The organism is Archangium sp. (assembly GCF_045802675.1).
Taxonomy (GTDB): domain Bacteria; phylum Myxococcota; class Myxococcia; order Myxococcales; family Myxococcaceae; genus Archangium.
The window spans coordinates 1-20,618 of sequence record NZ_JBJMQO010000146.1 but is presented as its reverse complement, the minus strand read 5'-3'; the positions used below and the strand labels follow the sequence as shown (position 1 = coordinate 20,618).

Here is a 20,618-nt window from a genome sequence, read left to right as displayed (position 1 = left end):
CCCGCGGGGCATGGGGCCATGCCACCCCGTGGGAGGAGGTTACTGCGGGAGTTCTACTACGCCTTGGGCGCGCCGGGGGCGGGGGCCGGGGCACCCGCGGCGGCGGCGGCGGCAGCGGCGGCAGCGCCCGGAGCGGGAGCCGGGGGCGGGGTCTTCGGAGGCCAGTTCTCCAGCTTCATGCCGAGCGACAGGCCCATCTCCGCGAGGATCTCCTTGATCTCCTTCAAGGACTTGCGGCCGAAGTTCTTGGTCTTGAGCATCTCGGCCTCGGTGCGCTGCACCAGGTCGCCGATGGTCTTGATGTTGGCCTGCTGCAGGCAGTTGGCCGAACGCACCGAGAGCTCCAGCTCATCCACGGAGCGGAAGAGGTTCTCGTTGAGCTTGGCCTCCTCCTTGGGCGCCTCGACGGCCACGGGCTCCTCGGTCTCGTCGAAGTTGACGAAGACGGTGAGCTGCTCCTTGACGATCTTGGCCGCGTAGGCGACGGCGTCCTGCGGGGTGACGGAGCCGTCCGTCCACACCTCGAGGGTGAGCTTGTCGTAGTCGGTGACCTGGCCCACGCGGGCGTTGGTCACCTGGTAGTTCACCTTGCGGATGGGCGAGAACAGCGAGTCGATGGGGATGCTGCCGATGGGCGAGCCGGCGAGCTTGTTCGCCATGGCCGGGACGTAGCCACGGCCGCGGCGGCAGGTGAGCTCCATGCGGACCTTGCCACCCTCGGACAGGGTGCAGACGTGGTGACCCGGGTTGAGGATCTCCACGTCCTGGTCGGCGATGATGTCACCGGCCTTGATGTCCTTGGGGCCCTCGGCCTCGATGCGCAGCGTCTTCGGCTCGTTCGTGTGCATCCGGAGGAGGACCTCCTTCAGGTTCAGCACGATGTCCGTGACGTCCTCGGCCACCTCGGGGATGGTGGTGAACTCGTGGTCCACGCCCTCGATCTTCACCGTGGTGATGGCGGCGCCCTGGAGGGACGACAGCAGCACGCGGCGCAGCGAGTTGCCCAGCGTGGTACCGAAGCCGCGCTCGAGCGGCTCGGCCACGAACTTGGCGTAGGTGGGGGTGAGCGAGTCCTGATCGACTTCCAGGCGGCGGGGCTTGATGAGGTCGCGCCAGTTCTTCGCGATGAAAGAGTCAGCCATGTCCTTCTGCTCCTCGTGACGTGCGCCACCACCGACTTACCCGCCGGGGTGGCGGGAGGATGGGCACGTGGGGTTCTTTCGATACAGGCCGGCCCGGGGGTGTTGCAGGGGGGCCGGCAAGAAGCACGACGCCCCGGCGGGTGAGGCCAGGGCGCGTACGACAGCTCCAGCGGTGGGATTCGCCCAGGGGTGGGCGAGCCAGACCGATTACTTCGAGTACAACTCGACGATGAGCTGCTCCTGGATCGGCATGGTGAGGTCCTCGCGGTTCGGGGCGGTCCTCACCGTCGCCTTGAAGCCCTTCTTGTCCAGGTCGATCCACTGCGGCACGCCGCGGCGATCCACGGTCTCCAGCGCCTCGGAGATGCGGAGGATCTTCCGGCTCTTCTCGGCCACCTCGATGGTGGTGCCGGGCTTGACGGCGAAGGACGGGATGTTCACCCGCTTGCCGTTCACCGTGAAGTGGCCGTGGCGCACCAGCTGGCGGGCCTCGGCGCGGGTGTCCGCGAAGCCCATGCGGAACACGACGTTGTCCAGGCGGAGCTCCAGCTGCTGCAGGAGGTTCTCACCCGTCTTGCCCTTGGCCGCGGAGGCGCGGTGGTAGTAGCCGCGGAACTGGTTCTCCAGCAGGCCGTACATGCGCTTGACCTTCTGCTTCTCGCGCAGCTGCACGCCGTAGCCGGAGAACTTCACGCGACCCTGGCCGTGCTGGCCGGGGGGATAGGGACGCCGCTCGATGGCACACTTGTCCGTGTAGCAGCGGTCACCCTTGAGGTACATCTTCAGGTTCTCACGCCGGCAGATGCGGCAGGCGGAGGCGGTATAACGGGCCACGATGCTTCTCCGTGTAAAGATGGTCTAGGACCGCTCCCCGCGAAGGGAGCGGCCCGGGATGGAACTAGACGCGGCGGCGCTTGGGCTGACGGCAGCCGTTGTGCGGGATGGGCGTCACGTCGCGAATGAGCGCGATCTTCAGGCCGGCGGCGGCCAGGGCACGCAGGGCGGACTCACGGCCCGCGCCAGGACCCTTCACCAGCACCGTCACGTTCTTCAGACCATGCTCCATCGCCTTGGCGGCGGCGTCACCGGCGGCCACCTGGGCGGCGAACGGCGTCGACTTGCGGCTGCCGCGGAAACCGCGAGCGCCGGCCGAGGACCAGGAGATCACGTTCCCGGACACGTCCGTGATCGTGATGATGGTGTTGTTGAACGTGGACTGGATGTGGACCACGCCATTGAGGATGTTCTTCTTGCCCTTCTTGCTCTTCTTGCGCGCGGCGGCGGTGTCACCCGCCGCGGGGGCCGCAGCGGCCGGTGCCGCAGGCGCGTTGGTCTCTTCAGCCATGGAAAGCGTTGCTCCTGGAAGTAGGTGATCGACGCCGGCGCCTCAGGGGGCCGGCGCAGGTGGAAGAACTAGCGAGGGCCCGCCGCCGGCTTGGCGCGCACGATGCCGCGCTTCGGACCCTTGCGGGTGCGCGCGTTGGTGTGCGTCCGCTGGCCACGAACCGGCAGACCCTTGCGGTGACGCAGACCCCGGTAGCAACCCAGGTCCATCAGCCGCTTGATGTTCATGGTCACCTCGCGACGGAGGTCACCCTCGACCTTGTAGGTGGCCTCGAGGACCTCGCGGATCTTGCGAGTCTGCTCCTCGGTGAGGTCCTTGGTCCGGGTGGCGAGATCGATGCCCGCCGCCGTGATGATGTCGTGGGCGGACTTGTTGCCGATCCCGTAGATGTACTGGAGCGAGATCACCGCGCGCTTGTTGGGCGGGAGGTCGATGCCGGCGATACGAGCCATCTTCAGTCGTTCCTTCTGGTGAGTTGGTCTGGAGCCGAGCCCTTGTGGGGGCCTAGCCCTGGCGCTGCTTGTGCCGCGGGTTGGAGGCGCAGATGACGCGCACGATGCCCTTGCGGCGGACAACCTTGCACTTGTCGCAAATCTTCTTGACGGACGCCCGAACCTTCATGGCGGTACTTCCCTTCCTTGCTTTTAGAAAAGAAAAGCCTCGAGGGCCGGTCCGCCATTCCGCGGAACCAGGCCCTTGCTACTTCGCCCGGTAGGTGATGCGGCCCCGGCTCAAATCGTACGGGGAGAGCTCCACCTTCACCTTGTCGCCCGGGAGGATACGGATGAAGTGCATCCGCATCTTGCCCGAGATGTGCGCGAGCACCTTGTGGCCATTGTCCAGCACCACGCGGAACATCGCGTTCGGGAGGGGCTCCATCACGGTCCCCTCGACTTCAATGGAATCATCCTTCGGCAATCAGATAACCCTCTCGCGGACCACCTGAACTCCTGGAAGCGCGGCGGGATAACACTTTGGTCCAGAAGTGGCAAGCATCCTCGCGCTGTAAACCCGAATTTCTACCAACCCCCGTGTACTACCGGGTATTCCGCTCGCCTACCCGGCCCTCTGCCGGGTGAGGACTTCCGGCCCTCCCTGGGTGATGAGCACCGTGTGCTCGAAGTGAGCGGAAAGCTTGCGGTCGAGCGTAATCGCTGTCCAGTCATCCTCGAGCAGCTCCACCTCATCCGTGCCCTGGTTCACCATGGGCTCCACCGCGAGGACCATTCCTGGACGAAGCTTCATACCACTGCCCCGCTGGCCCACGTTGGGCACCTCGGGCTCCTCGTGGAGGCGCCGCCCAATCCCGTGGCCGGTGAAGCCGCGGGCCACGGAGTAGCCCCGGGCTTCCACGTAGCTCTGCACGGCGTACCCGATGTCCCCCACCCGGTTGCCGGGGACCATGGCTTGAATGCCCTTGTGGAGCGCCTGGCGGGTGGCGTCCAGCAGGGCCTGGGCCTCGGCACTCACCTTCCCCACCGGCACCGTCCGGGCCGAGTCCCCGAAGAAGCCCCGGTATACCGCCCCGAAGTCCAGCTTCATCAGGTCCCCCTCCCGCAGCTTGCGCCGCTTGGAGGGGATTCCGTGCACCACCTCGTGGTTGACGGAGGCGCACAGGCAGGCGGGGAAGCCGTGGTAGCCCTTGAAGGCCGGCCGGGCCCCCTTCTGGGCGAGGAGCTTCTCGGCCAGGGCGTCCAGGTCCCAGGTGGTGACGCCCGGCGCCACCGCCTTCTCGAGCTCATCAAGGATGTCACTCACGATGCGTCCCGCTTCGCGCATGAGGGCGATCTCCTCGCGGCTCTTGATTTCGACCTGGCCCATGACTGCCTCGACGCTGGTTGAACCGTCGGAGGGCGGGCGCGCACTCCGCGCACCCTCCCCCTGTCCGCCGGCCCGCCCGGCAGACCGTCAGGCCCTGCCCGCCGCCTTCTTGATCTCCTCGTAGATGCCCTCGGGAGAGCCCACGCCGTCGATGCTCTTGAGCAGGCCGCGCTGCGCGTAGAAGTGCTTCAGCGGGGCCGTCTCCGCGTCGTACTTTTTCAGACGCTTCTCGATGACCTCGGCCTTGTCGTCCTCGCGCTGAACGAGCCCGGTGCCGTCCTTGTCGCAGAAGCCCGCCTTCTTCGGGGGGCTCTGGTAGACGTGGTAGACGGACCCGCACGTGGGGCAGGAGCGGCGCCCGGAGCCGCGCTCGATGAGCTTCTCGTGCGGCACCTCGAGCGACACCACGGCGTCCAGCTTCTTGCCTAGCTTGGACAGCATGCGCTCGAGCGCCTCGGCCTGCGGCGTGGTGCGCGGGAAGCCGTCGAGGATGAAGCCGTTGGCGCAGTCCGGCTCCTTCAGGCGCTCCTCCACGATTCCGATGACGATCTCGTCCGGCACGTAGGCGCCCGCGGCCATCAACGGCCCGGCCAGCTTGCCCAGCTCCGTGCCCTCACGAACCGCCTTGCGGAGGATGTCACCCGTGGAGATCTGCGGAATCTTGAAATCCGCGTACAGCTTCTTCGCCTGGGTCCCCTTCCCCGCGTTCGGCGGGCCCAACAGGATGAGGTTCATTTGTTCCTCTCAGCTCGTCAGGAAGAAGCGCGGGAGGGGGCCACGGCCCAGCTCGTCCCGCTACTCACACACCCCTGGAACGACGAGGCGCCCCTCCCCGGGGTGAGGGGGAGGAGCGCCCGCGACACAGCTGCCCCGACTAGGCAGCCACGCGAACCCGGCCGCGGATGCGCGGACCGCGAGGACCCGCGAAGCCCTCGTAGTTGCGGCTGATGAGGTGACCCTCGATCTGCTGCACCGTGTCCAGCGCCACGCCCACCACGATGAGCAGCGCCGTGCCGCCGAACCGGAAGGGCACGCCGAGCATGTTGCTCATGATGGACGGAATCACGCAGATGGCCGCCAGGTAGAGCGCGCCGCCGAAGGTGATGCGGTTGAGCACGCCCTCGATGAAGTCCGCCGTCTGCCGGCCCGGACGGATGCCCGGGATGTAGCCGCCCTGCTTCTTGATGTTGTCCGCCACGTCGTCCGGCCGGAAGGTCAGCGCCGTGTAGAAGTAGGCGAAGAAGATGATCAGCAGCACGAAGACGCCGTTGTACACCCAGGAGCTGGACTCGATGCTGCGCTGGACGCCCTGGAGGAACGGGAACCAGGTGCCCAGCGTAGCCGGGAAGGACAGCAGCGCGCCGGCGAAGATCGGCGGAATCACGCCCGAGGTATTCACCTTCATCGGGAAGTAGGTGGCCTGGCCCGCGAACATGCGCCGCCCGGCCATCCGCTTGGCGTACTGCACCGGGATGCGCCTCATGCCTCGCTCGACGTACACCACCACGCCGACGACGATGATCATGAAGACGAGCAGGGCCGCCACGGCCGCCATGCCGACGACCTCCTGCTGCACCAGATCCAACAGCGTCTTGCCGCTGGGCAGCAGGCCCGCCACGATGCCCGCGAAGATGATGAGGGAGATGCCGTTGCCGATGCCGCGCTCGGTGATGCGCTCACCCAGCCACATGATGAACGCGGTGCCCGCCGTGAGGCTGATCACCGTCATGAAGGTGAACCAGGCGTTGTCGTTGGGGACCACCACCTGGTTGAAGCCGGCCTGGCCCGCGTCGGTGCGGCCCAGCGAGGCCAGCCAGCGCGAGATGCCGATGCCCTGGATGATGGACAGGCCGATGGTGCCGTAGCGGGTGTATTGGTTGATCTTCTGGCGGCCGCCGGCGCCCTCCTTCTGCAGCCGCTCGAAGGTGGGCACCACCACCGCCAGCAGCTGGATGATGATGGAGGCGGACACGTACGGCATGATGCCCAGACCGAAGATGGACATCTGGTTCAGGGCGCCGCCGGAGAACAGGTTGAAGAGCGAGAACAGGCCGCCCGACTGGCGCTGGGCGTCCATGAACGCGTTCATCGCGGCCCGGTCCACGCCCGGGGTATTGATGAAGATGCCGATGCGGTACACCGCGAGCAGCACGAGCGTATAGATGAGCCGGCTGCGCAGCTCCGCGATGCGGAAGACGTTGGCGAAGGCGTTCAGAGCCACGTGGGATCCATCCCCCAAAAAGGTTTCTGCCAGAACAGCAGCGCCCCTGTCCGAATTCGGAAAGGGGCGCGGAATCCTACACGGATGGAAAGGCGCGCACCACTGAGAGTGACACGCGCCCTACCCTCACGACCGGGCCTGCTTCACGCCCTTGCCGGAGTGGGCCTTGGCGGCGGACTCGGGCTTGTGGGCCATCAGGGGGAGCTCCTCCACGGAACCGCCCGCCTTCTCGATGGCCTCACGAGCCGCGGCCGAGGCCTTGTTGACCCGGATGGTCAGCTTCTTGGTGAGGGAGCCGTTGCCGAGCACCTTCACGCCGTCGTAGCGGCCCTTCACCAGGCCCTTGGCCTCCAGCGCGGCCACATCCACCGTGGCGCCCACGTCGAAGCCCTCGAGGTCCGCCAGGTTCACCACCGCGTACTGGGTGCGGTTGGGCGAGTTGAAGCCGAACTTCGGCAGGCGGCGCTGCAGGGGGCTCTGGCCACCCTCGAAGCCCTCGAACCGCATGTTGCCACTGCGGGCCTTCTGGCCCTTGCCACCGCGGCCGGCCGTCTTGCCCAGACCGCTACCCTGGCCACGGCCCACGCGCTTCTTGCGGTGCCAGGAGCCCTCGGGGCGCTTCAGCTTGTTGAGCGTCGTCATTGTCTGAACCCTCTTAGGCCTTGCGGGCGCGCGCGGCGTCCCGGACCCGGATCTTCCGAGCCTTGCGGCGGGTCGCCTTCGGCGCCTCGCCAGCAACCGTCTCGGCCGTCACCAGGTGACGGACCTTGTTCACCATGCCGCGGATGGCCGGCGTGTCCTTCAGGAGACGCTCGTCGCCGAACTTCTTCAGTCCGAGGCTATCGATCGTCGCGAGCTGATCCTCGGACGAACCCGAGAAGCTCTTCGTCAGCTTGACCTTGATGGCCATGATTAACCCCTCGCCTCATCGGACTTCTGGGGACCCACGTCCTTGCCGCGCAGGCGCGACACCTGCTCCGGCGAGCGGAGGGTCTTCAGGCCCGCCACGGTTGCCTTGAGCACGTTGTGGGGGTTCCGCGAACCCTGGCTCTTGGTCAGGATGTTGCGGATGCCCGCCGCCTCGAGGACCGCGCGCACCGCGCCACCGGCGATGACGCCCGTACCCTCACCGGCCGGCTTCAGGAGCACCCAGCCCGCGCCGAAGTGACCGAGCACCTCGTGGGGAATGGTGTGGCCCTGCAGCGGGACGCGGAACAGGTTCTTCTTGGCGTTCTCGCCTCCCTTGCGGATGGCCTCGGGAACCTCGTTGGCCTTGCCCAGGCCCACGCCCACGTGGCCGGCACCATCGCCCACCACCACCAGCGCGGCGAACGAGAACCGCCGGCCGCCCTTCACCACCTTGGCCACGCGGTTGATGTTCACCACGCGGTCGGTGAGGTCGAGATCGTTCGGATTGATCGGAGTTGCCACTTGGAAACTTCCTTATTCGAAAGGTTGCTAGAACTTGAGCCCGGCCTCGCGCGCGGCGTCAGCCACAGCGGCGATCCGACCATGGTAGGGGAAGCCGTTGCGGTCGAACACCACCGCCACGACATTGGCCGCCTTGCACTTCTCGGCGATGAGGGAGCCCACGCGCTTCGCCTCGGCCTTCTTGTCGCCCTCGTCCTTGCCCTTGAGCTCCTTGGAGAGCGACGAGGCGAAGGCCAGGGTGCGGCCAGAGGTGTCGTCCACCACCTGGGCGTAGATGTGCTTGAGGCTCTTGTAGACCGTGAGCCGCGGCCGCTCGGTGGTACCCGAGAGCTTCTTGCGGATGCGGTCCTTCCTCTTGAGGCGCGGATCGAGCTTCTTCGACATGGATGATTCCTTCTCCGTCCGGCGGTGATGGGGACTTCCACCGCCGGATGATTGTGGGACCCCACCAGGAGCCCCACGGTTGGGTGTTCACTCCGACTAGGCCGTACCGGTCTTGCCTTCCTTACGGCGGATCTTCTCGGTCGAGTACTTGATGCCCTTGCCCTTGTACGGCTCGGGCGGGCGCAGGGCGCGGATCTTCACCGCGGCGGCCCCGAGGGCCTCCTTGTCCGCCGAGCGCAGGGTCAGCCCCAGGGTGGGCAGACCGTCCTCGGTGCGGGCGGCCTTGTCGACCTCGGCCGTCACGCCCTCGGGCAGGTTGAACACCACCGGGTGCGAGTAGCCCAGCGAGAAGTTGATCGCCTTGCCCTTCACCTCGGCGCGGAAACCGACGCCGCGGATGTCCAGGCGGCGCTCGAAGCCCGTGGACACGCCCTTGGCCGCGTTGGCCAGCAGCGTGCGGGTGAGGCCGTGCAGGCTGCGGGCCTCGCGCGACTCGTTCTCGCGCTCGACCGTCACCTCGTTGCCGGCGATCTTCACCTTCACGCCGGTGGCGGGCAGCTGAACGACCATCTTGCCCTTGGGGCCCTCGAAACTGACCTGGCGGCCCGACACGGTGGCCTTCGTCTTGTCCGCCAGCTTGACCGGAAGCTTTCCAATCCGACTCATGATTCCCTCAGTGCAGTGGGTCCGGGGTCACGGCAGAAGCCGCGCCACCCGGCAGCTGGCTAGTAGACGGTGCAGAGCAGCTCGCCGCCGACCTTCTGCTTGCGAGCCTCGGAGTCCACCATCACGCCACGCGACGTGGACAGGATGGAGATGCCCAGACCGCCGAGCACCTGCGGAATCTCACGCGAGTTGACGTAGCGGCGCAGGCCGGGCTTGGACACGCGGCGGATGCCGGTGATGGCCGGAGCGCGATCCTGGCCGTACTTCAGCTGAACGCTGATCTCGTTCTGCGGGGCGCGCTCGTGGATGGTGTAGTCCCCGATGAAGCCCTCGCTCTTGAGGACCTTGATGATCTCGACCTTGAGGTTCGAGTGGGGGATGACGACCTTGTCGTGACGCGCGCGCGAACCATTGCGCAGACGGGTCAGCATGTCGCCGATGGGATCGTTGATGACCGACATGAAGGCTACCTTCCGTGCGGAGCGGCTTCACCGCCTCCGCGCTCGCAACCGCCGCGCCTGCCGGGCCCATCCCGGGGGTTCGCCACGGTTGCCATGCTCGTGCTGCTTCGGCCCACCCTCTTTTAGGGCGGGCCAGGCACCCGGGCCCCTGCTCGGGGCCGGACACCCGCGTCCGACTACCAGGACGACTTGGTGACGCCGGTGATCTCGCCGCGCAGGGCGCGGTGCCGGAAGCAGATACGGCACATGTTGAACTTGCGCAGGAACGCGCGGGGCCGGCCGCAGAGCGGGCAACGGTTGTACGCGCGCACGGAGAACTTCGGCTTGCGCTTCGCCTGGGCGATCTTGGAGAGCTTGGCCATGGATGCGTGTCCTCGTTACTGGCGGAACGGCATGCCGAAGTGACGCATCAGCGCCAACCCCTGCTCATCGTTCGCCGCGGTGGTGACGAAGCTGATGTTGAGCCCCTTCACCTTCTCGATCTGATCGTAGTTGATTTCCGGGAAGATGATCTGCTCGCGCACACCGAGCGTGTAGTTGCCCTTCCCGTCGAAAGCCTTGGGGGACACGCCCTTGAAGTCACGCACGCGCGGCAGGGCCACGGTGATGAGGCGGTCCAGGAACTCGTACATCCGGTCGCCGCGCAGCGTGACCGCGGCACCGATGGCCTGGCCCTGGCGCAGCTTGAAGTTCGCGATGGACTTGCGGGCGCGGGTCACCACGGGCTTCTGGCCGGTGATGGCACCCATCTGGTCCACGGCGGACTCGAGGATCTTCGCGTTGGCGAGCGCCTCGCCCAGACCCATGTTCACGACGATCTTCTCGAGGCGGGGCACCTGCATGGGGTTCTTGAGCCCCAGCTCCTTCATCAGCGCGGGCACGCCCTCCTTGCGGAAGCGCAGCTTCAGACGCGCCGGACCGACCTTGAGGCCCTCCTCGATGTTCGCCGCGAAGCCTGCCTTCTTGACTTCTTCCTTCTTGCGGCCCTTCTTCTCCTTCTTCGGCGCCGCTTCCTTCTTCTCTTCAGCCATCGTTTGGTCCTCTGCTTCGGAGCGCCGTCATGGACCCAGCGCGCCGATCAGTACTGCGTGGAAACTGGTAACACCGGAGCCCCCATGGGTCCTTCAGAGCTCCGGGTATGCACGCCCGCCCTCCCCTCGTCCGGGTAGGACAAAGGGCGCGCATAAATGCCCGAACCGGCACCCCTAGTCAATCAGGGCGTCGCAGTTCTTGCAGAACCGCTTCTTCTTGTCCCCATCAGCCCGGACGCCCACGCGGGTCGGCTTGTCGCACTTGGCGCAAACCACCTGCACGTCCGAGATGTGGATGGTGCCCGCCTTCTCCACGATGCCGCCCTCGGGCTGCTGGGGCGTCTTGCGGAGGTGCCGCTTGACCAGGCGCACGCCCTCGACGGTCACGCGCTCGGCCTCACGGTCGATCTTCAGCACCTTGCCGCGCTTGCTCGCCGGGGTCTTCTCCGAGCGCTCGGCGCCGGCGATGACCTGGACGGTATCTCCAACCTTGAGCTTCTCCATGGTTCCTCTCCCTCCTCGCGGACCGCCTGATGCCCTACTAGAGGACCTCGGGAGCGAGCGAGATGATCTTCATGAACTTGCGGGCGCGGAGCTCGCGGGCCACCGGCCCGAAGATGCGCGTTCCAATGGGCTCCATGTCCTTGTTGATGAGGACGGCGGAGTTGCCATCGAACTTGATGTAGCTGCCATCCGGACGGCCCACCTCGCGCGCGGTGCGCACGATGACGGCCTTGGCCACATCACCCTTCTTCACCTTGGAGTTCGGCAGCGCCTCGCGCACCGACACGACGATCACATCGCCGATGGACGCGTACTTGCGCTTGGAGCCTCCAAGCACCTTGATGCAGAACACCTTCTTGGCGCCCGAGTTGTCGGCCACGTCGAGCACGCTCGTCATCTGAATCATCTGGAATCTCCTATCTCAGCTACGGCAGGCCCCACCGGTAGGGGGGGCACTGCGCGGCTCGAGCCACGGCCTCGCGCGCCGGGTGGCAGCGCGAGCTCGGACGGCTCAGACGTTCTTGCTCTTCTCCAACACCTCGACCACGCGCCAGCGCTTGTCCTTCGAGGCGGGCTTGGTCTCGGCGATCCGCACGCGATCACCCTCGTTGATGGTGACCTTGGTCGGATAGTCGTGGTCCTCGACGTGCGCCTTGTACTTCTCGCGCATGCTCATGATCTTCCCGTACTTCGGGTGAGCGGCGCGGCGCGAGACGGTGACCACCACCGTCTTCTGCATCTTGTTGGACGTCACGATCCCCACGCGGGTCTTGGGACGGCCGCGGGTGGAGGTCTTGGCGGAGGTGGATTGAGTCGCTTCAGCCATGAGAAAAGCTCCTAAGCCTTCTTCTCCGTCCGGGTCTTCTCTCCCAGGACGGTCAGGATGCGCGCCAGGTCGCGCTTGTGCTGGGTGCGCTCGGACGGATTGTCCAGCGAGCCGGTGGCCCGCTTGAGCTGATCCTGGAAGAGCGTGTCGCGCAGCTCGGCCGCGCGCCGCTTCAGGTCGTCCGCCGAGAGCTCCTTGAGTTCCTTCGCAGTCGCCATCTTCAAATCTCCTCAGGCCAGCGGGCGGCCCCCTCTTCAGTGGGCCGCCCGGAGGCAGAACTAGAGCGCCAGCTCGCTGCGGCTGACGATCCTCGTCAGCACCGGCAGCTTCGCCTGGGCCAGCTTCAGGGCGGCCGTGGCAACCTCGGGCGTCATACCCTCCATCTCATAGAGGATGCGGCCGGGCTTGACCACCGCCACGTAGTACTCCACACCACCCTTACCGGTACCCATACGGGTCTCGGCGGGCTTCTTCGTGATCGGCTTGTCCGGGAACACGCGGATCCAGATCTTGCCGCCACGCTTGATGTGACGCGTCATCGCGATACGGGCCGCCTCGATCTGCCGCGAGGTGATCCACCCCGGCTGCAGGGACATGAGGCCGTACTCACCGTAGGTGAGATCGCTGCCGCGGTACGCCCGACCGGGCGTGCGGCCCTTGTGCATCTTGCGGAACTTCGTACGAGCAGGCTGAAGCATCGTCGGTGTCCTTCAGGTCCGAGCCCGCCGCCCCTCCCGGGGCGGCGATCCGGAGAGTTAGCGGTTGGCGGCCGGAGCGGCCTGGCCACCCTTGGTGGGCAGGACCTCGCCGCGGCAGATCCAGACCTTGCAACCGATCTTGCCGTAGGTGGTCTTCGCCTCGGCGAACCCGTAGTCGATGTCCGCACGCAGGGTGTGCAGGGGCACGCGGCCCTCGCGGTACCACTCGTAGCGGGCCATCTCCGCGCCACCGAGGCGGCCGGAGCAGGAGACACGGATGCCCTTGGCGCCGAACTTCATCGCCGTCTGCAGCGCCTTCTTCATGGCGCGGCGGAAGGCGATACGGCGCTCGAGCTGGGTGGCGATGTTCTCGGCCACCAGCTGCGCGTCCGTCTCGGCCTTGCGGACCTCGACGATGTTGAGGAAGACCTCGTTCTTGGTGAACTGCTGGAGGTCCTTCTTCACCGTCTCGATGCCGGCACCGCGCTTGCCGATGACGATGCCCGGGCGCGCGGTGTGCACGTTGACCTTCACCTTGTTCGCCGCGCGCTCGATCTCCACCTTGGAGACACCCGCGTGGGCGAGCGACTTCTTCACGAACTCGCGGATGCGGATGTCTTCATGCAGCCACTGCGCGTAGTTCTTGTGCTCGAACCACTTGGAGTCCCAGGTCTTGATGACCCCGAGGCGGAACCCAATGGGATGGACTTTCTGGCCCAACGTGCTTCTCCTTCGAATCGGTTGCGTGGGGCGCCAGGGGGCGGCCTTACTTCTTGGCCGCCTCCTCCAGCACCACGTGAATGTGGCTGGTCTTCTTGTTGATGCGCGTGGCCCGGCCCATGGCGCGCGGCATATAGCGGCGCTGGGTCGGCCCCTGATCCACCGAGATCGTCTTCACGATCAGCTTGTCCACGTCGACCTGGCCCTTGGACAGGTCGGTCGCGTTGGCCACGGCGCTCTTGATGAGCTTGGCCACCGGAACGGCCGCGGCGCGGCTGGTGAAGCGCAGGATGTTCAGGGCCTGCCCCACCGGCTTGCCCCGGACGAGCGCCGCCACCGTGGAAACCTTACGGGGCGACATGCGCAGGAACCTCAGATGTGCCTTCGACTCCATGTCATCTCCTCTGGCGGACGCCGCCTGTCAGCGGGGCCGGCTACTTGCCCTTGGCGACCTTCTTCTCCGCCGAGTGACCGCCGAACGTACGCGTCGGGGCGAACTCGCCGAGCTTGTGGCCCACCATGTTCTCGGTCACGAAGACGGGGATGAACTTGCGGCCATTGTGGACCGCGAAGGTATGCCCCACGAACTCCGGCAGGATGGTGGAACGCCGGGACCACGTCTTCACGACACTCTTCTTGTTCGTCTTGATCATGTCCTCGATCTTCTTCACGAGGAAACCATCGACGAACGGACCCTTCTTGATCGAACGCGCCATTGTGTGAACCCTCGACTACTGGCTGCGCGCGCCCGGACGGCGGACGCTCACGATGAACTTGTCAGTACGCTTGTTCTTGCGGGTGCTGAGGCCCTTGGTCTTCTGGCCCCACGGCGACACCGGGTGCGGGTTACCCTGACCGGACTTACCCTCACCACCACCGTGCGGGTGGTCGACCGGGTTCATCGCCAGACCGCGGACGGTGGGCCGGATGCCCAGCCAGCGGCTGCGGCCCGCCTTGCCGATGCGGATGATCTCGTGCTCCAGGTTGCCCACCTGGCCCACGGTGGCGCGGCACTCGATGAGCACCATGCGCACGGCACCCGAGGGCAGACGGACCTGGGCGTAGCGGCCCTCCTTCGCCATCAGCTGGCCGGAGGAGCCCGCGGAGCGGATGATCTGGCCACCGCGGCCAGGCTTCAGCTCCACGTTGTGGATGATGGTACCGATCGGGATGTTGACGAGCGGCAGCGTGTTGCCCGGACGGATGTCCGCGGCCTCGCCGGCCATCACCGTGTCGCCGACCACCAGACCCACGGGGGCCAGGATGTAGCGCTTCTCGCCGTCCGCGTAGTGCAGGAGGGCGATGTTGGCGGAGCGGTTCGGGTCGTACTCGACCGCCGCGACCTTGGCCGGCACGCCATCCTTGTCCCGACGCTTGAAGTCGATGACGCGGTAGCGGCGCTTGTGACCACCACCCTGGTGACGGCGGGTGATGTGGCCGTGAACGTTGCGGCCGCCGGACTTCTTGAGGGACTCGGTGAGCCCCTTCTCCGGCGAGTCCTTGGTGATGTCCGCGAAGTCAGACGCCGTCATCAGACGGCGGGCGGCGGAGGTCGGCTTGTACTTCTTGATGCCCATGGTGGTTCCTCACGTCGGTCAGCGCCGTGCGCTAGACCGCGCCTCCCTCGAAGAGCTCGATCTTGTCCCCCTCCTTGAGGGTGACGACGGCCTTCTTGAAGTTCGGCCGCTTGCCAATCGAGCGGCCCACCCGCTTCGTCTTCCCGCGCACGATGTTGGTCCGCACGCCCTCGACGCTCACCTTGAAGAGCGTCTCCACGGCGTGGGCCACGTCGTACTTGGTGGCCTTCTTGTCGACGATGAACGAGTACTGCCGGAACTTCTCGCGGGCCGCGTCCAGCTTCTCGGTGATGAGCGGTCCCTTGATGACGTCGTTGGTGTTCACGAGAGCGCCCCCTCGATGGCCTTCGCGGCCGCGGAAGTGAGCACCAGGTGCTTGTGGCGGAGCACGGACTCGAGGTTCAGGCCCTCGGGGGGCAGAACATCGAACTTCGCCAGGTTGCGCACGCTGCGGTGCAGGTTGGTGTTGGTCTTGGCGTCGATGACCAGCGCGCCGGCCAGCTTCAGGCGCTTGGTCAGAGCCTCGAAGGCCTGCTTGCTCTTGGGAGCGGACAGGCTGAAGTCGCTCACGATGATGAGCGTCTTCTCACGGGCGCGCAGCGACAGGGCTGCCTTGAGCGCACCGCGACGGACCTTCTTGGGGGGACGGTAGAAGTAGTCCCGCGGCTTCGGGCCCATCGCCTTGCCGCCGCCCACCCAGTGGGAAGCGCGGATGGAACCCTGACGAGCGCGGCCGGTGCCCTTCTGCTTCCAGGGCTTCTTGCCACCGCCGCTCACCAGCGAGGTGTTCTTCACCGCCACCGTACCCCGGCGCCGGTTGATCTGCTGCATCTTCGCGACCTCGTAAAAGAGGTTCGCGTTCGGCTCGGCGCCGAAAATCTCGTCGGAGAGCTCGAGCTCCGACACCTTCTTCATATCCAGGTCGACTACGTCGAACTTCGCCATGGCTCTTTCCTCTGGGGAACGGAGTGGAACCGCGAGGGCTCAGCCCCGCTTCCTCAGGACTTGATCTCCACGTCAACGCCGGCCGAGAGATCCAGCTTCATCAGCGCGTCCAGCGTCTGCTGGGTCGGCTCGAGGATATCGAGCAGGCGCTTGTGAGTGCGGATCTCGAACTGCTCGCGGCTCTTCTTGTCCACGTGCGGCGAGCGCAGAACCGTGAACTTGTTGATGCGCGTGGGCAGCGGGATCGGACCGGCAACCTTGGCGCCCGTGCGCCGAGCCGTCTCAACGATCTCGCCAGCGCTCTGATCCAGGAGCTTGGAGTCGTAGGCCTTCAGCCGGATGCGGATCTTCTGTGTCGCCATTCGCAAAAACCTCTTTGTACGGCCTCTGCCTGCCTGTGGGAGGCGCTACGCCCAACGTCCCCTGGATGTCACAGAGCCGTCTCTTCGAAGGGGCGCGGCTTGTACCACCGCAGCCCCGGTGTTTGCAACCTTATTCCCACTGCCCCGGCTTTTTTTTAACAGGACCGCCGGGGCAGCTGGTTACTTCCAGATACTACGCGATGATCTCGGCCACAACTCCGGCGCCCACGGTACGACCGCCCTCGCGGACGGCGAACCGGAGCTCCTTCTCCATGGCCACCGGGGTGATCAGCTCCACCTCGATGGCGATGTTGTCGCCGGGCATGACCATTTCGACGTTCTCCGGCAGCTTCACCGTACCCGTCACGTCCGTGGTGCGGAAGTAGAATTGCGGCCGGTAGCCCTTGAAGAACGGCGTGTGGCGGCCACCCTCTTCCTTGGTCAGGACGTAGATCTGTGCCTTGAACTTGGTGTGGGGGGTGATGGAGCCCGGCTTGGCGAGCACCTGGCCACGCTCGAGGTCCTCACGCTTGAGGCCACGCACTAGCGCGCCGATGTTGTCGCCCGCCATGCCCTCGTCGAGCAGCTTGCGGAACATCTCCACGCCCGTCACCACCGTCTTCTGCGTCGGACGCAGACCGACGACCTCGACCTCCTCGCCCACCTTGACCTTGCCGCGCTCCACGCGGCCGGTGGCCACCGTACCGCGGCCGGCGATGGAGAACACGTCCTCCACCGGCATCAGGAAGGGCTTGTCCGTCGCGCGCTGCGGGGTGGGGATGTACGAGTCCACCGCCTCCATCAGCTTCAGGATGGCCTGCTCGCCGATCTCCGAGGTGTCACCCTCGAGCGCCTTGAGGGCCGAGCCGGGGATGATGGGGATGGAGTCGCCGGGGAAGTCATACTTCTTGAGCAGGTCGCGGACTTCCATCTCCACGAGCTCGCGCAGCTCGGGGTCGTCCAGCATGTCGACCTTGTTCAGGAAGACAACGATGTAGGGCACGCCGACCTGACGGGCGAGCAGGATGTGCTCACGCGTCTGGGGCATCGGGCCGTCGGCCGCGGAGACCACCAGGATGGCGCCGTCCATCTGCGCCGCACCCGTGATCATGTTCTTCACGTAGTCGGCGTGACCCGGGCAGTCCACGTGCGCGTAGTGACGGTTCTTCGTCTGGTACTCCACGTGCGCCGTGGAGATGGTGATGCCGCGCTCGCGCTCCTCGGGGGCCTTGTCGATCTGGTCGTAGGCGAGGAACGTCGCGCCGCCCGTCTTCGCCAGCACCTTGGTGATGGCCGCCGTCAGAGACGTCTTGCCATGGTCCACGTGACCGATGGTGCCGATGTTCACGTGCGGCTTCGTTCTTTCGAACTTTTCCTTACTCATTGCTGCTCCTCGCGAGACCGGCTTCCCGGCCGAATCGAGAAAAGGTGCTGCGTCGTGCTCCAAACCCGCCAAAACGTCAATCTAAATCGCCCGCTCCCCTCTCAGGGAGACGGTCACATCAACGGTTCAGCGCGTCCTTCGAAGCGGGCGCGTAGTGGCTGAACCGCATGGTGTACGTGGCTCTTCCCTGGCTGCGGCTGCGCAGGTCGGTCGAGTACCCGAACATCTTGGCCAGAGGCACCTGGGCGTGGATCGCCTGCACGCCTCCCGGCCGGGGCTCCATGCCCATGATCTTCCCGCGGCGGCCATTCAGGTCGCCGATGACGTCGCCCGTGAAGTCGTCCGGGGTGACGATCTCGCAGTCCATGATGGGCTCGAGGAGCACGGGAGCGGCGCTGCGCACGGCGTCCCGGAAGGCCATCGAGCCGGCGATCTTGAACGCCATCTCGTTGGAGTCCACGTCGTGCATGGAGCCGTCGTAGGCCTCCACCTTCACGTCCAGCATCGGGTAGCCAGCGATGGGGCCACTCTGCATGGCCTCCTCGATGCCCTGCTTCGCCGCGTCGACGAACTCCTTGGTCACCACCCCGCCGACGATCTGGTTCTCGAAGGAGAAGCCCGCGCCGGGCTCGTTGGGCATCACGCGCAGCTTGATGTCGCCGTACATGCCCTTGCCGCCCGTCTGGCGGATGTACTTGCCCTCGCTCTGCACGGGCTTCGTGATCGTCTCGCGGTAGGCCACCTGGGGCTTGCCCACGTTGGCGTCGACCTTGAACTCGCGCAGGAGCCGGTCGACGATGATCTCCAGGTGCAGCTCGCCCATGCCGGCGATGATGGTCTGCCCCGTCTCCTCGTTCGTCTTCACCCGGAAGGACGGATCCTCCATCGCCAGGCGCGCGAGGCTCGTGATGATCTTGTCCTGGTCCGCCGTGGACTTCGGCTCGATGGCCACGTCGATGACGGGCTCGGGGAACTCCATCCGCTCCAGGATGATGGGGTGCTTGTCGTCGCAGAGCGTGTCGCCCGTGGTCGCCAGCTTCAGGCCCACCACCGCGCAGATGTCACCGGCGTAGCACTCCTGGACCTCGTCCTTCTTGTCCGCGCGCATCTGCACCAGGCGGCTGATGCGCTCGCGCTTGCCCTTCACCGAGTTCCACGCCGCGGTGCCCGCCTCCAGCTTCCCCGAGTAGATGCGGAGGAACGTGAGCGTCTGCGACTGGAACGCCGGGTCGTTCATGATCTTGAACGCCAGGGCGCTGAACGGGGCCTTGTCATCCGTCTCGCGGACCTCGTCCTCGCCCTTGGGAGTCTTCCCGTGCACCGGGGGCACTTCCAGCGGGTTGGGCAGGTAGTCCACCACCGCGTCCAGCAGCGGTTGCACGCCCTTGTGCTTGAAGGCCGAGCCGCAGAACACCGGGAAGATCTTCAGCCCCAGGCACCCCTTGCGGATGGCGGAGCGGATCTCCTGCTCGGTGAGCTCCTGGCCCTCGAGGAACTTCTCCGTGAGCGCGTCGTCCTGCTCGGCGGCCGTCTCCACGAGCTCGCCGCGGGCGGCGGTGGCCTCCTCGAGGAACTCCTCGGGGATGTCCACCACGTCGTAGCGGCTGCCCTGCTCCGAGTCGTGGAACACCAGCGCCTTCATCCGCACCAGGTCGATCACGCCGCGGTGCTTGTCCTCGGCCCCCAGCGGGAGCTGCAGGCGCACCGGATGCGCACCCAGCTTCTCCTTGATGGTGTTGACGGACATCGTGTAGTCCGCGCCCACCCGGTCCATCTTGTTCACGAAGCAGATGCGGGGGACCTTGTACTTGTCCGCCTGGCGCCAGACCGTCTCGGACTGGGGCTCCACGCCGTTCACGCCGTCGAACACGGCGATGGCCCCATCCAGCACGCGCAGAGAGCGCTCCACCTCGATGGTGAAGTCCACGTGTCCGGGCGTGTCGATGATGTTGATGCGGAACTTCTGATCGTTCCGGGTCCAGAAGGCGGTGATGGCGGCCGAGGTGATGGTGATGCCGCGCTCGCGCTCCTGCACCATCCAGTCGGTGGTCGTGGTGCCTTCATGCACCTCGCCCATCTTGTGGATGGCTCCTGTGTAGAACAGGATCCGTTCCGTGGTCGTGGTCTTGCCGGCATCGATGTGCGCCATGATGCCGATGTTGCGATAGCGCTCAAGCGGATACTCGCGAGGCATTTCTCGGAACCTCTCCAGAACGGGTTGGGCGTGCTCCCCTGCCCTTCCCACCACGAAACCAACGAAACGGTTGTCAAAGACCGGAAACACCCGGACGCGGGAGCCGCATCCGGGTGCCGGGTACTTCAAGACGCCAAGAGCACTACCAGCGGTAGTGGGCGAAGGCCTTGTTGGCCTCGGCCATCTTGTGCGTGTCCTCGCGCTTCTTCACCGCGTTGCCACGGTTGTTGGCGGCGTCCATGATCTCGCCGGCCAGCTTCTCCATGGCCGTCTTCTCACCACGCGCCTTGGCGTAGGTGATGATCCAGCGCATGCCCAGCGCCACGCGGCGGTCCTGACGGACCTCCACGGGCACCTGGTAGGTGGCGCCACCGACGCGGCGGCTCTTCACCTCGAGCACGGGCTTGACGTTGTCCAGGGCCTTCTTGAAGGTCTTGAGGGGATCTTCCTTCGCGCGCTCCTCGATGAGGGCGAAGGCGCCGTAGCACACCCGCTCGGCGATGGACTTCTTCCCCTTGCGCATCAGGTCGTTCACGAACTTCGTGACGAGGCGGTCCTGGAACTTCGGATCGGGAAGGATCTTGCGCTTGGCTACTACGCGACGACGAGGCATTGCGTTCTATCCCTTACGCCCCGCTCCCATGCACCCGGGAGACTCAAATGGGGCTTCAACTGCGTTGGCGAAATCGAGGTGGCTCCCCAGGGTGCGGGGCAAGCGACCTATGCGAATGAAACGAAGGTGATCAGCGGCCCGAAATCAGCTCGGGCGCTTGGCGCCGTACTTGGAACGGCTCTGCTTGCGGCCGGCCACGCCCACGGAGTCCAGCGTGCCGCGGATGATGTGGTAGCGAACGCCCGGGAGATCCTTCACACGGCCACCGCGGATCATCACCACCGAGTGCTCCT

Annotated in this window: 32 protein-coding genes and 1 pseudogene; all 33 read right to left on the bottom strand. The window is 66.0% G+C overall.

What is annotated here, in order from left to right; genetic code table 11:
- Positions 1 to 56 precede the first annotated feature (56 nt).
- Positions 57 to 1,142: a DNA-directed RNA polymerase subunit alpha gene (locus ACJ8AN_RS40170; protein WP_407760920.1), complete on the bottom strand. Its 1,086-nt coding sequence runs from the start codon at positions 1,140 to 1,142 to the stop codon at positions 57 to 59.
- Positions 1,143 to 1,349: 207 nt separating this feature from the next.
- Complete coding sequence (rpsD, locus tag ACJ8AN_RS40165) at positions 1,350 to 1,976, bottom strand: 30S ribosomal protein S4 (RefSeq protein ID WP_407760919.1); 627 nt, start codon at positions 1,974 to 1,976, stop codon at positions 1,350 to 1,352.
- 64 nt (positions 1,977 to 2,040) lie between these two features.
- Positions 2,041 to 2,487: a 30S ribosomal protein S11 gene (gene rpsK / locus ACJ8AN_RS40160; RefSeq protein ID WP_407760918.1), complete on the bottom strand. Its 447-nt coding sequence runs from the start codon at positions 2,485 to 2,487 to the stop codon at positions 2,041 to 2,043.
- Between the two features lie 68 nt (positions 2,488 to 2,555).
- Positions 2,556 to 2,939 (bottom strand): 30S ribosomal protein S13, encoded by a 384-nt coding sequence (rpsM, locus tag ACJ8AN_RS40155; protein WP_407760917.1) that lies wholly within the window; start codon positions 2,937 to 2,939, stop codon positions 2,556 to 2,558.
- 52 nt (positions 2,940 to 2,991) lie between these two features.
- The gene (rpmJ, locus tag ACJ8AN_RS40150; protein ID WP_002633586.1) at positions 2,992 to 3,108 is read right to left on the bottom strand and encodes a 50S ribosomal protein L36; all 117 of its coding nucleotides are present in this window, start codon (positions 3,106 to 3,108) and stop codon (positions 2,992 to 2,994) included.
- A 78-nt stretch (positions 3,109 to 3,186) separates the two neighbouring features.
- Positions 3,187 to 3,405: a translation initiation factor IF-1 gene (infA, locus tag ACJ8AN_RS40145; protein ID WP_043409051.1), complete on the bottom strand. Its 219-nt coding sequence runs from the start codon at positions 3,403 to 3,405 to the stop codon at positions 3,187 to 3,189.
- 138 nt (positions 3,406 to 3,543) lie between these two features.
- Positions 3,544 to 4,308, bottom strand: coding sequence for a type I methionyl aminopeptidase (gene map / locus ACJ8AN_RS40140; RefSeq protein WP_407760916.1), 765 nt, complete (start codon positions 4,306 to 4,308; stop codon positions 3,544 to 3,546).
- 87 nt (positions 4,309 to 4,395) lie between these two features.
- Positions 4,396 to 5,043 carry an adenylate kinase gene (locus ACJ8AN_RS40135; protein ID WP_407760915.1) on the bottom strand — a complete coding sequence of 216 codons (648 nt, stop codon included), beginning with the start codon at positions 5,041 to 5,043 and terminating at the stop codon, positions 4,396 to 4,398.
- A 139-nt stretch (positions 5,044 to 5,182) separates the two neighbouring features.
- Complete coding sequence (secY, locus tag ACJ8AN_RS40130) at positions 5,183 to 6,529, bottom strand: preprotein translocase subunit SecY (RefSeq protein ID WP_407760914.1); 1,347 nt, start codon at positions 6,527 to 6,529, stop codon at positions 5,183 to 5,185.
- Between the two features lie 126 nt (positions 6,530 to 6,655).
- Positions 6,656 to 7,171: a 50S ribosomal protein L15 gene (gene rplO, locus ACJ8AN_RS40125; protein ID WP_407760913.1), complete on the bottom strand. Its 516-nt coding sequence runs from the start codon at positions 7,169 to 7,171 to the stop codon at positions 6,656 to 6,658.
- 13 nt (positions 7,172 to 7,184) lie between these two features.
- Positions 7,185 to 7,439 carry a 50S ribosomal protein L30 gene (gene rpmD, locus ACJ8AN_RS40120; RefSeq protein WP_407760912.1) on the bottom strand — a complete coding sequence of 85 codons (255 nt, stop codon included), beginning with the start codon at positions 7,437 to 7,439 and terminating at the stop codon, positions 7,185 to 7,187.
- Positions 7,440 to 7,441: 2 nt separating this feature from the next.
- Entirely contained in the window at positions 7,442 to 7,960 is a 519-nt protein-coding gene (gene rpsE, locus ACJ8AN_RS40115) for a 30S ribosomal protein S5 (protein ID WP_331101176.1), read from the bottom strand.
- Between the two features lie 27 nt (positions 7,961 to 7,987).
- Positions 7,988 to 8,344 carry a 50S ribosomal protein L18 gene (gene rplR / locus ACJ8AN_RS40110; protein WP_407760911.1) on the bottom strand — a complete coding sequence of 119 codons (357 nt, stop codon included), beginning with the start codon at positions 8,342 to 8,344 and terminating at the stop codon, positions 7,988 to 7,990.
- Positions 8,345 to 8,440: 96 nt separating this feature from the next.
- A complete protein-coding gene (gene rplF / locus ACJ8AN_RS40105) occupies positions 8,441 to 9,010 on the bottom strand; it encodes a 50S ribosomal protein L6 (RefSeq protein ID WP_407760910.1) in 570 nt (189 codons plus the stop codon).
- Positions 9,011 to 9,069: 59 nt separating this feature from the next.
- Positions 9,070 to 9,471 carry a 30S ribosomal protein S8 gene (gene rpsH, locus ACJ8AN_RS40100; protein ID WP_407760909.1) on the bottom strand — a complete coding sequence of 134 codons (402 nt, stop codon included), beginning with the start codon at positions 9,469 to 9,471 and terminating at the stop codon, positions 9,070 to 9,072.
- Positions 9,472 to 9,647: 176 nt separating this feature from the next.
- Positions 9,648 to 9,833: a type Z 30S ribosomal protein S14 gene (locus ACJ8AN_RS40095; protein ID WP_043409024.1), complete on the bottom strand. Its 186-nt coding sequence runs from the start codon at positions 9,831 to 9,833 to the stop codon at positions 9,648 to 9,650.
- A gap of 15 nt (positions 9,834 to 9,848) precedes the next feature.
- Positions 9,849 to 10,502, bottom strand: a complete 654-nt coding sequence (gene rplE / locus ACJ8AN_RS40090; RefSeq protein WP_407760908.1) for a 50S ribosomal protein L5 — start codon at positions 10,500 to 10,502, stop codon at positions 9,849 to 9,851.
- A gap of 174 nt (positions 10,503 to 10,676) precedes the next feature.
- Positions 10,677 to 11,006, bottom strand: a complete 330-nt coding sequence (gene rplX / locus ACJ8AN_RS40085; RefSeq protein ID WP_407760907.1) for a 50S ribosomal protein L24 — start codon at positions 11,004 to 11,006, stop codon at positions 10,677 to 10,679.
- Positions 11,007 to 11,043: 37 nt separating this feature from the next.
- Positions 11,044 to 11,412: a 50S ribosomal protein L14 gene (gene rplN / locus ACJ8AN_RS40080; RefSeq protein WP_043409019.1), complete on the bottom strand. Its 369-nt coding sequence runs from the start codon at positions 11,410 to 11,412 to the stop codon at positions 11,044 to 11,046.
- Between the two features lie 105 nt (positions 11,413 to 11,517).
- A complete protein-coding gene (gene rpsQ / locus ACJ8AN_RS40075; protein ID WP_407760906.1) occupies positions 11,518 to 11,832 on the bottom strand; it encodes a 30S ribosomal protein S17 in 315 nt (104 codons plus the stop codon).
- A gap of 11 nt (positions 11,833 to 11,843) precedes the next feature.
- Positions 11,844 to 12,050, bottom strand: a complete 207-nt coding sequence (gene rpmC, locus ACJ8AN_RS40070; protein ID WP_331101194.1) for a 50S ribosomal protein L29 — start codon at positions 12,048 to 12,050, stop codon at positions 11,844 to 11,846.
- Positions 12,051 to 12,110: 60 nt separating this feature from the next.
- The gene (gene rplP, locus ACJ8AN_RS40065; protein ID WP_407760905.1) at positions 12,111 to 12,530 is read right to left on the bottom strand and encodes a 50S ribosomal protein L16; all 420 of its coding nucleotides are present in this window, start codon (positions 12,528 to 12,530) and stop codon (positions 12,111 to 12,113) included.
- Positions 12,531 to 12,587: 57 nt separating this feature from the next.
- Positions 12,588 to 13,250: a 30S ribosomal protein S3 gene (rpsC, locus tag ACJ8AN_RS40060; protein ID WP_043409008.1), complete on the bottom strand. Its 663-nt coding sequence runs from the start codon at positions 13,248 to 13,250 to the stop codon at positions 12,588 to 12,590.
- 46 nt (positions 13,251 to 13,296) lie between these two features.
- Positions 13,297 to 13,644 (bottom strand): 50S ribosomal protein L22, encoded by a 348-nt coding sequence (gene rplV, locus ACJ8AN_RS40055; protein WP_047857261.1) that lies wholly within the window; start codon positions 13,642 to 13,644, stop codon positions 13,297 to 13,299.
- A 40-nt stretch (positions 13,645 to 13,684) separates the two neighbouring features.
- Entirely contained in the window at positions 13,685 to 13,966 is a 282-nt protein-coding gene (gene rpsS / locus ACJ8AN_RS40050) for a 30S ribosomal protein S19 (RefSeq protein WP_267537797.1), read from the bottom strand.
- Between the two features lie 15 nt (positions 13,967 to 13,981).
- Positions 13,982 to 14,827, bottom strand: a complete 846-nt coding sequence (gene rplB / locus ACJ8AN_RS40045; protein ID WP_407760904.1) for a 50S ribosomal protein L2 — start codon at positions 14,825 to 14,827, stop codon at positions 13,982 to 13,984.
- A gap of 31 nt (positions 14,828 to 14,858) precedes the next feature.
- Positions 14,859 to 15,152, bottom strand: a complete 294-nt coding sequence (locus tag ACJ8AN_RS40040; RefSeq protein ID WP_407760903.1) for a 50S ribosomal protein L23 — start codon at positions 15,150 to 15,152, stop codon at positions 14,859 to 14,861.
- The gene (rplD, locus tag ACJ8AN_RS40035) at positions 15,149 to 15,772 is read right to left on the bottom strand and encodes a 50S ribosomal protein L4 (RefSeq protein ID WP_407760902.1); all 624 of its coding nucleotides are present in this window, start codon (positions 15,770 to 15,772) and stop codon (positions 15,149 to 15,151) included. Before rplD ends, ACJ8AN_RS40040 begins: the two co-directional genes overlap by 4 nt.
- Before the next feature lie 53 nt (positions 15,773 to 15,825).
- A complete protein-coding gene (gene rpsJ / locus ACJ8AN_RS40030) occupies positions 15,826 to 16,134 on the bottom strand; it encodes a 30S ribosomal protein S10 (RefSeq protein ID WP_002625389.1) in 309 nt (102 codons plus the stop codon).
- Positions 16,135 to 16,327: 193 nt separating this feature from the next.
- On the bottom strand, positions 16,328 to 17,518 hold the full coding sequence (gene tuf / locus ACJ8AN_RS40025; protein WP_407760901.1) for an elongation factor Tu: 1,191 nt from the start codon (positions 17,516 to 17,518) through the stop codon (positions 16,328 to 16,330).
- A 118-nt stretch (positions 17,519 to 17,636) separates the two neighbouring features.
- A complete protein-coding gene (gene fusA, locus ACJ8AN_RS40020) occupies positions 17,637 to 19,712 on the bottom strand; it encodes an elongation factor G (protein ID WP_407760900.1) in 2,076 nt (691 codons plus the stop codon).
- A 142-nt stretch (positions 19,713 to 19,854) separates the two neighbouring features.
- Positions 19,855 to 20,325, bottom strand: a complete 471-nt coding sequence (gene rpsG, locus ACJ8AN_RS40015; protein ID WP_043408972.1) for a 30S ribosomal protein S7 — start codon at positions 20,323 to 20,325, stop codon at positions 19,855 to 19,857.
- Between the two features lie 144 nt (positions 20,326 to 20,469).
- Positions 20,470 to 20,618 (bottom strand): annotated as a pseudogene (locus tag ACJ8AN_RS40010) (30S ribosomal protein S12); the annotation flags it as partial.

Excerpts from the sequence above, each read along its gene's own strand:
- ACJ8AN_RS40170 (WP_407760920.1), bottom strand. The coding sequence starts at position 1,142 with ATGGCTGACTCTTTCATCGCGAAGAACTGGCGCGACCTCATCAAGCCC.
- rpsK (WP_407760918.1), bottom strand. The coding sequence starts at position 2,487 with ATGGCTGAAGAGACCAACGCGCCTGCGGCACCGGCCGCTGCGGCCCCC.
- rpsM (WP_407760917.1), bottom strand. The coding sequence starts at position 2,939 with ATGGCTCGTATCGCCGGCATCGACCTCCCGCCCAACAAGCGCGCGGTG.
- rpmJ (WP_002633586.1), bottom strand. The coding sequence starts at position 3,108 with ATGAAGGTTCGGGCGTCCGTCAAGAAGATTTGCGACAAGTGCAAGGTT.
- map (WP_407760916.1), bottom strand. The coding sequence starts at position 4,308 with ATGGGCCAGGTCGAAATCAAGAGCCGCGAGGAGATCGCCCTCATGCGC.
- ACJ8AN_RS40135 (WP_407760915.1), bottom strand. The coding sequence starts at position 5,043 with ATGAACCTCATCCTGTTGGGCCCGCCGAACGCGGGGAAGGGGACCCAG.
- rplO (WP_407760913.1), bottom strand. The coding sequence starts at position 7,171 with ATGACGACGCTCAACAAGCTGAAGCGCCCCGAGGGCTCCTGGCACCGC.
- rpmD (WP_407760912.1), bottom strand. The coding sequence starts at position 7,439 with ATGGCCATCAAGGTCAAGCTGACGAAGAGCTTCTCGGGTTCGTCCGAG.
- rplR (WP_407760911.1), bottom strand. The coding sequence starts at position 8,344 with ATGTCGAAGAAGCTCGATCCGCGCCTCAAGAGGAAGGACCGCATCCGC.
- rplF (WP_407760910.1), bottom strand. The coding sequence starts at position 9,010 with ATGAGTCGGATTGGAAAGCTTCCGGTCAAGCTGGCGGACAAGACGAAG.
- rpsH (WP_407760909.1), bottom strand. The coding sequence starts at position 9,471 with ATGTCGGTCATCAACGATCCCATCGGCGACATGCTGACCCGTCTGCGC.
- ACJ8AN_RS40095 (WP_043409024.1), bottom strand. The coding sequence starts at position 9,833 with ATGGCCAAGCTCTCCAAGATCGCCCAGGCGAAGCGCAAGCCGAAGTTC.
- rplE (WP_407760908.1), bottom strand. The coding sequence starts at position 10,502 with ATGGCTGAAGAGAAGAAGGAAGCGGCGCCGAAGAAGGAGAAGAAGGGC.
- rplX (WP_407760907.1), bottom strand. The coding sequence starts at position 11,006 with ATGGAGAAGCTCAAGGTTGGAGATACCGTCCAGGTCATCGCCGGCGCC.
- rplN (WP_043409019.1), bottom strand. The coding sequence starts at position 11,412 with ATGATTCAGATGACGAGCGTGCTCGACGTGGCCGACAACTCGGGCGCC.
- rpsQ (WP_407760906.1), bottom strand. The coding sequence starts at position 11,832 with ATGGCTGAAGCGACTCAATCCACCTCCGCCAAGACCTCCACCCGCGGC.
- rpmC (WP_331101194.1), bottom strand. The coding sequence starts at position 12,050 with ATGGCGACTGCGAAGGAACTCAAGGAGCTCTCGGCGGACGACCTGAAG.
- rplP (WP_407760905.1), bottom strand. The coding sequence starts at position 12,530 with ATGCTTCAGCCTGCTCGTACGAAGTTCCGCAAGATGCACAAGGGCCGC.
- rplV (WP_047857261.1), bottom strand. The coding sequence starts at position 13,644 with ATGGAGTCGAAGGCACATCTGAGGTTCCTGCGCATGTCGCCCCGTAAG.
- rpsS (WP_267537797.1), bottom strand. The coding sequence starts at position 13,966 with ATGGCGCGTTCGATCAAGAAGGGTCCGTTCGTCGATGGTTTCCTCGTG.
- rplB (WP_407760904.1), bottom strand. The coding sequence starts at position 14,827 with ATGGGCATCAAGAAGTACAAGCCGACCTCCGCCGCCCGCCGTCTGATG.
- rplD (WP_407760902.1), bottom strand. The coding sequence starts at position 15,772 with ATGGCGAAGTTCGACGTAGTCGACCTGGATATGAAGAAGGTGTCGGAG.
- rpsJ (WP_002625389.1), bottom strand. The coding sequence starts at position 16,134 with ATGGCGACACAGAAGATCCGCATCCGGCTGAAGGCCTACGACTCCAAG.
- tuf (WP_407760901.1), bottom strand. The coding sequence starts at position 17,518 with ATGAGTAAGGAAAAGTTCGAAAGAACGAAGCCGCACGTGAACATCGGC.
- fusA (WP_407760900.1), bottom strand. The coding sequence starts at position 19,712 with ATGCCTCGCGAGTATCCGCTTGAGCGCTATCGCAACATCGGCATCATG.
- rpsG (WP_043408972.1), bottom strand. The coding sequence starts at position 20,325 with ATGCCTCGTCGTCGCGTAGTAGCCAAGCGCAAGATCCTTCCCGATCCG.